The following is an 11777-nucleotide window of genomic DNA, read 5'->3' on the forward strand; positions in this document are numbered from 1 at the left end:
CTACGGCGGCCGATTCGGCGTTCGCGGGGCGACCGGCGCCTCCTGCCGCGACGCGCCGCACGCACGACCCTGTGCACACGGCGAGGCCGGCGCCCCGCGTGGGATGCCGGCCTCGTCGAACGCGTCCTACTTCGTCGAGAAGCTCACGACCTTCGGCGGACGGACGATCGCGCGCGTGATGGCGCGGTCGCCGAGCGCGCGCGTGATGCGCTCGTCCGAGCGTGCGAGGTGCTCGAGCGACGGCCCGTCGATCTTGGCCGGCACCTCGAGCGTCGCGCGCACCTTGCCGTCGATCTGCACGACCGCGGTGACCTTGTCCTCGACGAGGAGCGTCGGGTCGGCGTTCCGCCACGTGACGAGTCCCACCGAGGGCTCGTAGCCGAGGATCTCCCACATCTCCTCCGCCGTGTGCGGAGCGAAGAGGTCGAGGACCATCGCCGTGACCTCGGCGGCCTCGCGGACGGCCGGGTCGGCCGCGCCGGCACCCGAGTCGATCGTCTTGCGGATGGCGTTGACGAGCTCCATGAGGCGCGCGACGACGACGTTGAACTTCGTCTGCTCGACGAGCGTCGGCGCCTCCGCGAGCAGGCGGTGCGTGACCCGGCGCAGCGCGACGTCGCCCTCGGCCCAGACGACGTCGGTCGGGCTCGACACCTCATGCGCGATGCGCAGCGCGCGCTGCAGGAACTTGTGCGCGCCGGTCGTCGAGACGTCCTTCCAGTCCTTGTCGTCCTCGACCGGGCCCGCGAACGCCAGCGCGACGCGCAGGACGTCGGCGCCGTGCGCGGCGAGCTCGTCGCTGAAGAGCACGAGGTTGCCCTTCGACTTCGACATCTTGGCGCCGTCGAGGATGACCATGCCCTGGTTGATGAGCGACGAGAACGGCTCGGTGAAGTCGACCCTGCCCATGTCGAACAGCACCTTCGTGATGAAGCGTGCGTACAGCAGGTGCAGGATGGCGTGCTCGACGCCGCCGATGTAGGCGTCCACGGGCGCCCAGCGGTCGGCGTCCTGCGGGGCGAACGGAGCGTCCTGCAGACCCGGCGACAGGAACCGCAGGAAGTACCACGAGCTGTCGACGAACGTGTCCATCGTGTCGGGGTCGCGGAGCGCGGGCGCGCCCGTCTCGGGCTCGGTCGTCGTCACCCACTCGGTCGCGGCGCCGAGCGGCGACTTGCCCTTCGGCTTGAGGTCGAGGCCCTCGGCGCTCGGCAGGCGCACCGGCAGCTGGTCCTCGGGCACCGGCACGACGCGGCCGTCCTCCGTGTGCAGCATCGGGATGGGCGTGCCCCAGTACCGCTGACGCGAGATCAGCCAGTCGCGCAGGCGGTACTGCTTGGCCGCGCGCCCCGTTCCCGCGGCTTCGAGCTGCTCGATGACGCGCGTGATCGCGTTGCGCTTCGACAGGCCGTCGAGCGCGCCCGAGTTGATGAGACGGCCCTCGCCCGTGAGCGCGACGCCCGTCTCCTTGGGGTCGTCGAGCGGCATGGGGTCGATCGGCACGCCGTCCTCGTCGACCTCGATCACGGGGATCGCGCCGGTCACGGGCGCCGTGGTGTCGACGACCACGCGCACGGGCAGGTCGAAGGCGATCGCGAAGTCGAGGTCGCGCTGGTCGTGCGCGGGCACGGCCATGACGGCGCCGTGCCCGTAGTCGGCCAGCACGTAGTCGGCGGCCCAGATCGGCAGGCGCTCGCCGTTGACGGGGTTGATCGCGTAGCGGTCGAGGAAAAGGCCCGTCTTCGGCCGGTCGGTGTTCTGACGCTCGATCTCGGTCTGCTTGCGCACCTGGTCGAGGTAGTCCTGGAAGGCCATCCGCACCTCGGGCGACGAGCCGGCCGCGAGCTCGGCGGCGAGGTCGCTGTCGGGCGCGACGACCATGAAGGTGGCGCCGTGCAGCGTGTCGGGGCGCGTCGAGAAGACCGTCACCTTCTCGTCACGGCCCTCGATCTCGAAGTCGATGTCGGCGCCGACCGAGCGGCCGATCCAGTTGCGCTGCATCTGCAGCACCTTGTGCGGCCAGAATCCCTCGAGCTGGTTCAGGTCGTCCAGCAGGCGATCGGCGTACTCCGTGATCTTGAAGTACCACTGCGTGAGCTTCTTCTTCACGACCTCGGCGCCGCAGCGCTCGCAGTGGCCGTCGACGACCTGCTCGTTCGCGAGCACCGTCTGGTCGTTGGGGCACCAGTTGACCGGGCTCTCCTTGCGGTAGGCCAGGCCGCGCTCGTGCAGCTGCAGGAACAGCCACTGGTTCCAGCGGTAGTAGTCCTCGTCGCTCGTGTGGAGCACGCGGCTCCAGTCGAACGAGACGCCGTACGCCTTCAGGCTGTCGCGCTGCTGCGCGATGTTGTCGTACGTCCAGCGGCTCGGGTCCGCCCCGCGCTGGATGGCCGCGTTCTCGGCGGGCAGGCCGAACGAGTCCCAGCCGATCGGCTGCAGGACGTTGTAGCCGCGGTGACGCCAGAAGCGCGCGACGATGTCGCTGTAGAGGTAGTTCTCGGCGTGCCCCATGTGCAGGTCGCCCGAGGGGTACGGGAACATCGCGAGCACGTACTTGCGCGGACGGGTGTCGGCGTCCCCGCCGGCGAGGAACGTCCCGTGGTCGTTCCAGTAGCGCTGCCACTTCGCCTGGACGGCGTGGATGTCGTTCTCGGGATGCTCTGCGGGGTTCTGCGACACGGTGCGATGAAGCCAATCGGAATCGAAACGCGCCGCGCGGGGAGCCGCGCGGCGGGAGATCGGGAGACTCCAGGTTAGCGCGCGCCGTCGTCTCGTATGCTCGGCACGTGATCAACGAGATCCTCCTGTGGATCCTGGACGTCGTGGGGTCGGTCGACCCCGTCCTGAGAACCGCGCTCGCGGGGCTCGCGATCATGCTCGAGACGAGCGTCCTCGTCGGGCTCGTCGTCCCCGGCGACACCGTCGTCATCGTCGCCGCGACCGCGGTCGCCTCGCCCGTCGAGGGGGTCATCCTCGGCGCCGCCGTCGTGCTCGGCGCGCTCATCGGCGAGAGCATCGGCTTCGCTCTCGGGCGCTGGCTCGGGCCGCGCATCCGGCACTCCTGGCTCGGCCGGCGCATCGGCGAGCGCAACTGGCAGCGGTCGGAGCGCTATCTGCGCCGGCGCGGCGGGATCGCGATCTTCCTCTCGCGGTTCCTGCCCGTCCTGCACTCGCTCGTCCCCCTCACGGTCGGGATGAGCGGCTACGGCTACCGGCGCTTCATCGCGTGGACGCTGCCCGCCTGCGTCCTGTGGTCGTCGCTCTACGTCTCGATCGCGGCGGGCGCCGCGACCGGCTTCCGCGAGATCGCCGACCAGGCCCACTACGCGGGCTACCTCTTCGTCGGCGCGATCGCGGTGTTCCTCCTGCTCGTGCTCCTCGGGAAGCGGATCATCGCGCGCCTCGAGCACCGCCACCTCCACGCGGGCGACGACGACCCATCCGGGGACCACGCCGGGCCCGGCGCCGACGGAGCACCCGGGCGCATGGAAGACTGAGGGCGATGCCCTCCACGACGCCCGCCCCAGGCAAGATCCACTGGGTCGCCCGCCTCGAGCGCCGCTTCCATGCGTGGCGCGAGCGCGTCGCGCGCCGGAAGGGCCGCACGCCGACCGCTGTCCCGTTCTCCGGCTACGGCGGGGAGGGATGGATCCGGGTCGTCGGCCGCGTGCTCATCGTCCCCGCGCCCAAGCACACGCCCGAGGGCGAGGCGGCGAGCGTGCGCGGCTGGCGCTCGTTCGCGGGCATCCCCATCGCGTTCGCGCAGGTGACGGTGACCGTGGGCGGCGAGACGCACGAGGTGGTCGCCGACCGCGGCGGCGTCGTCGACGCGGTCATCCCCGCCGACCTCCCGTCGGGATGGCAGACCTTCCACATGTCGGTCGAGGGCGGCACGCCCACCCCGGGCAGGGTCTTCGTCGTCGACCCCGCTGTCCGCTTCGGGATCGTGTCCGACATCGACGACACCGTCATGGTCACGGCGCTGCCGCGCCCCCTGCTCGCGGCGTGGAACTCGTTCGTCCTGCACACGCACGCGCGCCAGCCCGTGCCCGGCATGGCGGTGCTGCTCGAGCGCATCGTGCGCGAGAACCCGGGCTCCCCCATGCTCTACCTCTCGACGGGCGCGTGGAACGTCGCCCCCACACTGACGGGCTTCCTGTCGCGTCATCTCTTCCCGCCCGGCGCGATGCTCCTCACCGACTGGGGGCCGACGCACGACAGGTGGTTCCGCAGCGGCACCGACCACAAGCGCACGAACCTGCGCCGGCTCGCCGACGAGTTCCCCGACATCGCGTGGCTGCTCATCGGCGACGACGGGCAGCACGACGACGAGATCTACACCGAGTTCACGCGCGAGCATCCATCGTCGGTCTCGGCCGTGGCCATCCGCCGGCTCTCGCCCGCTCAGGCGGTGCTCGCCGGCGGCCGCACGGTCGTCGACGACCACAGCGCGGCCGGCGTGCCGTGGGTGACGGCCGACGACGGTGCGGGGCTCGCCGAGCGGCTCGAGGCCGTCGGCATCCTGAAGGCGTAGCCTGCCAGCGTGTGCGGACGCTTCGTGGTGGCCCGGGTGGGCTCGGAACTGGTCGGCCAGCTGCGCGTGGACCTCGTGTCCGACGACCTGCCGGCGCCCTCCTTCAACGTGGCGCCCACGGCGCGCGCCGCGATCGTCCTCGACTCCGCGAAGACCGACCCGCCGACGCGGAGACTTGAGCCGGCGCGCTGGGGCCTCGTGCCCTCCTGGGCCAAGGACCCGTCGATCGGCTCGCGCGCCTTCAACGCGCGCGCCGAGGAGCTCGAGGAGAAGCGGATGTTCGCTCCCGCGCTCCAGAAGCGGCGCGCGGTCGTCCCGGTGAGCGGCTACTACGAGTGGCAGGTCACGGAGGACGGCAAGATCCCGCTCTTCATCCACCCGTCGGACGATGAGGCCCTGCTGCTCGCCGGCCTCTACGAGTGGTGGAAGGATCCGTCGAAGGCGGACGACGACCCCGCCCGCTGGATGCTGAGCTTCACGATCCTCACGCGCGACGCGATCGGCCAGCTCGGCTCCGTCCACCAGCGGATGCCCGTCTTCCTCGACGCCGACCACGCCGACGCGTGGCTCGACACCGACGTGGACTACCCCCTCGACATCCTCGACGCGGCGCTCGACGACGCGCCGCGCGTCGCAGAAGGACTCTCCTTCCACCGCGTGAGCGCGGCCGTGGGCAACGTGCGCAACGACTCGCCCGAGCTCATCGAGCCGGTCGACTGACGACCGCCGTCGTCGAACCGGTCGATACCCTGGAGGGATGACCGTCCCCGCCGCCGCACGCGCCCACATCGAGGATCTCGCCGCCTTCGTCACGGCTTCGCCGTCGTCGTATCACGCGGCCGAGGAGATCGCCCGCCGCCTCGTCGCAAGCGGGTTCGCTCGACTCGCGGAGACGGATGCGTGGGACATCGCGCCCGGCGGGCGGTATGTCGTCGTGCGGGACGGCTCCGCGATCGCGTTCGCGGTGCCCGAGGCCGCCGGCGCCACGACGCCGTTCGCGATCGTGGGCGCCCACACGGACTCCCCCGGCTTCAAGCTCAAGCCGAAGCCCACGACCTTCGGACCGGGCGGATGGTGGCAGCTCGGCGTCGAGGTCTACGGCGGGCCGCTCCTCAACTCCTGGCTCGACCGCGAGCTCGAGCTCGCGGGGCGGGTCGTGACGTCGGATGGCGACGAGCACCTCGTGCGCACCGGCGCGCTCCTGCGCATCCCCCAGCTGGCCGTGCACCTCGACCGCTCGGTGAACGAGGGCCTCGCCCTCGACAAGCAGCGCCACACCCAGCCCGTGTGGGGCTTCGGCGACCGCGAGAGCGCCGACATCCTCGCAGCGCTCGCGTCGCTCGCCGGCACGGCGCCCGACCGCATCGACGGGTACGACCTCGTCGTCGCCGACACCCAGGAGCCGCGCGTGTTCGGCGCCGACGGCCGGCTGTTCGCGTCGGGCCGTCTCGACAACCTGCTCTCGGCGCACGCCGCCGTCACGGCCATCCGCGACGCCCGCCCCGTCTCCGCGATCGCGATGCTCGCCGCGTTCGACCACGAGGAGATCGGCAGCGCCTCCCGCTCGGGAGCGGCCGGCCCGTTCCACGAGGAGGTCCTCGTGCGCATCTCGACCGCGCTCGGGGCCGGCCCCGAGGAGAGGGCGCGCGCCTACGCGGCGTCGCTGCACGTGTCGAGCGACGTGGGTCACGCCGTGCACCCCAACTACGCCGAGCGCCACGACCCCGCGAACCAGCCCGTGGTCGGCGGCGGCCCCATCCTGAAGATCAACGCGAACCAGCGCTACGCGACCGACGCGCACGGCGCCGCGGCCTGGGCCGCCGCGTGCCGCGCCGCGGGCATCCCGACGCAGGAGTTCGTCTCGAACAATGCCATCCCCTGCGGCTCGACCATCGGGCCCATCTCGGCGACCCGACTGGGCATCCGCACGGTCGACGTCGGCGTGCCCATCCTCTCGATGCACTCGGCCCGCGAGCTCACCGCAGTCGTCGATCCCTGGTACCTCTCCCGCGGCATGGCCGCCGTCCTCGCGCGCTGACATGCCCGCCGTCGCGACCGCCGCACCCGCGCGCCTCTCGCGCGCGCAGTGGCGCGCGCGAGAGGAGGCGCATCGGGAGCGCGCCGACGCCCTCACCGCCGGGCACCGCGAGCGCGCGGTCCGCGGAGAGAAGCACCCCGTGTGGGACTTCCTCTTCACGTACTACTCGTACAAGCCCGCTGTGCTGAGGCGCTGGCACCCCGGCGCGGGTGTCGAGCTCGACGACGCGGCCGCCGACGAGCGCGCGCAGTGGCGCTGGTACGCCGCGGGGGCGCATCCGGGCGGGCTCGTCGTCGACCGCGCGGGGTTCGAGGCGACCAAGCCGCAGCTCGTCGGGCTCATCGACGCGATCCTGCGCCGCACCGCGGCGCGCTCCGGGCAGTTCGGCTGCTTCGGCCTCCACGAGTGGGCGATGGTCTACCGGCAGGGTGCGCACCGGCATCCGCAGCCCCTCCGGCTCGGCCAGGACGGCACCGACGCCGTCGTCGACGCGCACGAGCTGCGCTGCACGCACTTCGACGCGTTCCGGTTCTTCACTCCCGAGGCCGTTCCGCGCAACCGCGAGGCCCTCACGCGCGACGGGCAGCCCGAGCGCGAGCAGCCCGGCTGCCTGCACGCGGGGATGGACGTCTACAAGTGGGCGATCAAGCTCGGCCCGCTCGTGCCCGGCGAGCTCCTGCTCGACGCCTTCGAGCTCGCCAGAGACATCCGGCGTCTCGACATGGAGGCGTCACCGTACGACCTCGCGGACTGGGGCTTCGAGCCGGTGCCGATCGAGACGCCCGAGGGCAAGGCGGAGTACGTGCGACGCCAGCGCGCGTTCGCGGAGCGCGGGAACGCGCTGCGCCGCCGGATCCTGGAGGCGTGGCAGGGCGCGCCTCCGTCATCCGATCAGCTCTGAGGCGCCGCGCACTCCCCCTCGCACGGCAGGAACGACCGCCCGGAGCCGGCGACCTGCAGGCGCAGTGCGACGACGCGCGTGGCCGCCTCGGCGAGCCGCTCCTCGGGGAGCGTTCCCGCCGCCACCGCCGCGGCGATGCCCGCAGCCATGTCCGGAGCGGTCTGCGCGTTCGAGCTCGCGACGCTGAGGACGAGGTCGGCCCCGGCGGAGATCGCGGTGACCGCGTTCTGCACGGGGTCCTGGTACGCGGGGACGCGGCTCTGGACGAGCATCCCCAGGTCATCGGTCACCGCGACGCCCTCGAAGCCGAGCTCCTCGCGGAGGATGCGGTACCACTCCGGCGAGAGCGACGCGGGCGCCGCGTCGACCGCCGTGTAGGCGAGATGCCCGGTCATCACGAGCGGCACCTGCGCCGAGATGCCCGCGGAGAACGGACGCGCGTCGCGCGAGCGCCACTGCGACAGCGTCGTGTCGGTCGTGGGGATGGTGAAGTGCGAGTCCTCGCGGACGGCCCCGTGACCCGGGAAGTGCTTGAGCGCCGAGAGCGCATACGGGGCCTCGCCCGTCACCGCGGCGGCCACACGTGAGGTCGCGTCGCTCGGCGTCTCGCCGAGCACACGGCGCCAGATGAACGACCCCGTGTCGGACGTCGTGTCGGCGACGATGCCGAAGTTCACGCCGATGCCGGCACGCGCCACGAGGGCGCCTCGCGTCGCGAACGCATCCTCGGTCGCGCCCGGCGACTCGTCGCGCAGCGCCCGCGCGGAGTCGGCGCGATCCCAGTAGAGCCGCGACACGGAGCCGCCCTCCTGGTCGACGGCGATGAGCGGCGGCAGAGCGGGGTCGACGACCATGGCGTCGGTGAGCGAGCGGACCTGCTCCTCCCAGCCGACGTTCGCGCCCATGAGCAGGAACCCGCCGAGATCGCTGTCGGCGAGATAGGCGCGCACGGTGTCGGCGTCGCGCGAGGGGATGTGGCCCATCACCACCGTGCCGGCGCGCTGCTCGGGGGTCATGTCCGCGACGATCTGCGCCGCTCGCTGGGTGTACGCGTCGGCATCGGCCGCCTCGACGCGGACGGTCTGCTCCGCGGGTGGCTCCGGTGCCTCGGTGGGCGCTTCGCTCGGGCTCTCCGAGGGCGCGGGGGTCGCGCCCTCTTCGGCGGGCGCGTCGGTTTCCGACGGCGCCGCGGTGCCGGTCGGCGACGCCGTCGGCGTCGGCGTCGGCGCGGCCGAGGGCGCTGCGGTCGCGGGCGCCGCGCCGAGCAGGATCGCGGTGAGGGCGATGGCGGCCGCCGCTCTCGTGAGCCCCTGAATCCCGCCGCGCCCGCCGTGTGCCATCCCCATAGCGCAATGCTAAGCCGGGGCGCGGTTTGTGACGGTCTTGTAAACACCCGCGGCGGCTCACTTCCCAGGTCCCGGCGCTGTGAAAACCCTGTGCGAGGATTCTCGGGTCAGCGCCGACGAACCCGTTCGGCGCTCCTTTCGATGTGCGAAGCATCAGGAAAGAGGAAAGTTCCATGACGACTGTCCACAACGGCGTCCGACGTCGGGCCTGGATCACGGCGGTCCCCGCCGTCGCGGCGATCGCCCTCGCGGGCTGCGCGGGCGGCCAGGGCGGCGGCGGCGAGGAGCCCGCAGCGGGCGAGAACCAGATCCTCGTCGGCACGACCGACAAGGTCACGACGCTCGACCCGGCAGGCTCCTACGACAACGGGTCGCTCGCGGTCCAGACGCAGGTGTTCCCGTACCTCGTGAACACCGCACCCGGCAGCACGGAGGTCGTGCCCGACCTCGCCGAGAGCGCCGAGTTCACGTCGCCGACGCAGTACACGGTGACCCTGCCCGAGGGCCTCGAGTTCGCCAACGGCAACCCGCTCACCTCGAGCGACGTGAAGTTCTCGTTCGAGCGCCAGATCGCGATCGCCGACCCGAACGGCGCCTCGTCGCTGCTCTACAACCTGGACTCGATCGACACCCCCGACGAGACGACCGTGGTCTTCAACCTGAAGACAGAGAACGACCAGGTGTTCCCGTACATCCTCACGAGCTTCCCCGGCGCGATCGTCGACGAGGACGTCTTCGCCGCCGACGCGCTCACGCCCGACGAGGACATCGTCGAGGCCGAGGCGTTCGCGGGACCGTACTCGATCACGTCCTACACGTTCAACGAGATCATCGAGTTCACGCCGAACGAGGCCTACCAGGGCCTCATCGACGCGCCCGCGAACGACGGCGTCATCCTGAACTACTACGCCGAGTCGTCGAACCTCAAGCTCGCGGTGCAGCAGGGCGATGTGGACGTGGCGTACCGCAGCCTGTCCCCCGCCGACGTCGCCGATCTCTCGGGCGACGACGCGCTCACGGTCCACGAGGGCCCGGGCGGCGAGATCCGCTACATCGTGTTCAACTTCCACACGCAGCCCTACGGCTCGGAGACGGAGGACGCCGACGAGGCCAAGGCGCTCGCCGTGCGGCAGGCGGTCGCGTCGCTCATCGACCGCGACGAGCTGAGCGAGCAGGTCTACAACGGCACGTACACGCCCCTCTACTCGTACGTTCCCGAGGGATTCATCGGCGCGACCGAGGTCCTGAAGGACCTCTACGGCGACGGCGACGGCGGCCCCGACGCGGCGAGCGCCGAGCAGATCCTCTCCGACGCAGGGGTGGAGACGCCCGTCGCGCTGAGCCTGCAGTACAGCCCCGATCACTACGGGCCGAACTCGGGCGACGAGTACGCCCTCATCGAGAAGCAGCTCGAGGCGGACGGCCTCTTCGACGTCTCGCTGAACTCGACCGAGTGGACGCAGTACTCGGAGGACCGCGTCGCCGACGTGTACCCCGCGTACCAGCTGGGATGGTTCCCCGACTACTCGGACGCCGACAACTACCTCACGCCGTTCTTCCTCACGGAGAACTTCCTCGTGAACCACTACGAGAACCCCGAGGTCAACGACCTCATCCTCCAGCAGGCCGTCACGCCCGACGAGGGCGAGCGCACGGCGCTCATCGAGCAGATCCAGGCGATGGTCGCCGAGGATCTCTCGACCGTGCCGTACCTCCAGGGCGCGCAGACCCTCGTCAGCGCGTCCGACATCGAGGGCGTGCTCCTCGACGCCTCGTTCAAGCTGCGCTTCGCACCCCTGACGCGCTGACCGCCGAGGAGAGGGCGGGCCGGACGACCTCCGGCCCGCCCTCTCCGGCATGATGGAGAACCTCCTGTGACCGACACCCTCACTCCGCCGGAGGCGACCACAGCGTCGCTCGTCCGGCGTGCGAGCGGAGGGCACGGCCTCTGGCGCTACGTGCTCGTCCGCTTCCTGCTCATCTTCCCGACCGTCCTCATCCTCGTGACGACCGTGTTCGTGCTCATGCGCGCGACCGGCGATCCGATCACCGCCGCGCTCGGCGGTCAGCTCACGCCCGCGCAGCTCCAGGAGCGCATCGAGGCGGCCGGCTACGACCGGCCCATCCTCGTGCAGTACCTCGAGTACCTCGGCCGCATCGCGGTGGGCGACTTCGGCACGACTCTCGACAACCAGCCCGTCGGCGACGTGCTGCTCCGCTACGGCGGCGCGACGCTCGAGCTCGCGGTCTATGCGCTCATCGTGGCGTTCGCGGTCGGCATCCCGCTCGGCATGATCGCGGCGGCCGTCCGCGACCGCTGGGGCGACGCCGTGCTGCGCGTGTTCGCGATCCTCTGCTACGCGACGCCCGTGTTCTTCGCGGGGATCCTGCTCAAGCTCGTCTTCTCGGTCTGGCTCGGCGTCCTGCCGACCTCGGGTCGCGCGTCCCCGCGCGTGGAGATCGGGCTCAACCGCCTCGACGGCGCGACCGGGATCTACACGATCGACGCCATCCGCAGCGGCAACCCCGCCTACATCTCCGACGTGCTCTCGCACGCGGTGCTGCCGGGCCTGGCGCTCGGGCTCCTCACCGCGGGCGTGTTCCTCCGCCTCGTGCGGACGAACGTCATCGGCACGCTGTCGATGCCGTACATCGACGCGGCGCGCTCCCGCGGCGTCCGCGAGCGGCGCCTCGTCGCGACGCACGCGTATCGTCCTGCGCTCATCCCGATCGTGACGGTCATCGGCCTCCAGATCGCGATGCTCCTCGGCGGCGCCGTGCTCACCGAGACGACGTTCGAGTGGACGGGCCTGGGCTTCCAGCTCGCCGAGTTCCTCCGGGCACGCGACTTCGTCGCGGTGCAGGGCATCGTCGCCCTGCTGGCCGTCATCGTCGCGCTGTCCAACTTCATCGTCGACATCATCGCGGCGTTCATCGACCCGAGGGTGAGGTACTGAC

General features: G+C 71.5%; 9 protein-coding genes. 7 read left to right on the forward strand and 2 right to left on the reverse strand.

Features of this window, described 5'->3' with window-relative positions:
* Positions 1–126: 126 nt before the first annotated feature.
* Complete coding sequence (gene leuS, locus M1D46_RS11185) at positions 127–2679, reverse strand: leucine--tRNA ligase (RefSeq protein WP_456285565.1); 2553 nt, start codon at positions 2677–2679, stop codon at positions 127–129.
* A gap of 110 nt (positions 2680–2789) precedes the next feature.
* On the opposite strand from leuS, the gene M1D46_RS11190 reads away from it, so the two are divergent.
* From M1D46_RS11190 to M1D46_RS11210, 5 genes are read left to right on the forward strand one after another with little or no spacing between them, the layout of a single operon-like run.
* Positions 2790–3497, forward strand: a complete 708-nt coding sequence (locus M1D46_RS11190) for a DedA family protein (RefSeq protein ID WP_456287162.1) — start codon at positions 2790–2792, stop codon at positions 3495–3497.
* A gap of 5 nt (positions 3498–3502) precedes the next feature.
* Positions 3503–4534 (forward strand): App1 family protein, encoded by a 1032-nt coding sequence (locus M1D46_RS11195; RefSeq protein ID WP_271171925.1) that lies wholly within the window; start codon positions 3503–3505, stop codon positions 4532–4534.
* Between the two features lie 9 nt (positions 4535–4543).
* Positions 4544–5254, forward strand: coding sequence for an SOS response-associated peptidase (locus tag M1D46_RS11200; protein WP_282977794.1), 711 nt, complete (start codon positions 4544–4546; stop codon positions 5252–5254).
* Positions 5255–5291: 37 nt separating this feature from the next.
* A complete protein-coding gene (locus M1D46_RS11205; protein ID WP_456285566.1) occupies positions 5292–6572 on the forward strand; it encodes a M18 family aminopeptidase in 1281 nt (426 codons plus the stop codon).
* 1 nt (position 6573) lies between these two features.
* The gene (locus M1D46_RS11210; protein ID WP_456285567.1) at positions 6574–7473 is read left to right on the forward strand and encodes a 3-methyladenine DNA glycosylase; all 900 of its coding nucleotides are present in this window, start codon (positions 6574–6576) and stop codon (positions 7471–7473) included.
* On the opposite strand, the gene M1D46_RS11215 is transcribed toward M1D46_RS11210, so the two are convergent.
* A complete protein-coding gene (locus M1D46_RS11215) occupies positions 7464–8819 on the reverse strand; it encodes a glycoside hydrolase family 3 N-terminal domain-containing protein (protein WP_456285568.1) in 1356 nt (451 codons plus the stop codon). The two genes, M1D46_RS11210 and M1D46_RS11215, sit on opposite strands and share 10 nt — an antisense overlap.
* 173 nt (positions 8820–8992) lie before the next feature.
* Between M1D46_RS11215 and M1D46_RS11220 the strand changes: the two genes are divergently transcribed.
* Together M1D46_RS11220 and M1D46_RS11225 are read left to right on the forward strand one after the other, a co-directional pair.
* Entirely contained in the window at positions 8993–10627 is a 1635-nt protein-coding gene (locus tag M1D46_RS11220; RefSeq protein WP_421075844.1) for an ABC transporter substrate-binding protein, read from the forward strand.
* Between the two features lie 66 nt (positions 10628–10693).
* Entirely contained in the window at positions 10694–11776 is a 1083-nt protein-coding gene (locus M1D46_RS11225; protein ID WP_282977801.1) for an ABC transporter permease, read from the forward strand.
* Position 11777 lies beyond the last annotated feature (1 nt).

It is taken from the genome of Microbacterium sp. JZ70 (assembly GCF_053903225.1).

What these genes read in the sequence shown, in the direction of transcription:
- M1D46_RS11195 (WP_271171925.1), top strand. Translation starts at nt 3,503, where the DNA reads ATGCCCTCCACGACGCCCGCCCCAGGCAAGATCCACTGGGTCGCCCGC.
- M1D46_RS11205 (WP_456285566.1), top strand. Translation starts at nt 5,292, where the DNA reads ATGACCGTCCCCGCCGCCGCACGCGCCCACATCGAGGATCTCGCCGCC.
- M1D46_RS11210 (WP_456285567.1), top strand. Translation starts at nt 6,574, where the DNA reads ATGCCCGCCGTCGCGACCGCCGCACCCGCGCGCCTCTCGCGCGCGCAG.
- M1D46_RS11215 (WP_456285568.1), bottom strand. Translation starts at nt 8,819, where the DNA reads ATGGGGATGGCACACGGCGGGCGCGGCGGGATTCAGGGGCTCACGAGA.
- M1D46_RS11220 (WP_421075844.1), top strand. Translation starts at nt 8,993, where the DNA reads ATGACGACTGTCCACAACGGCGTCCGACGTCGGGCCTGGATCACGGCG.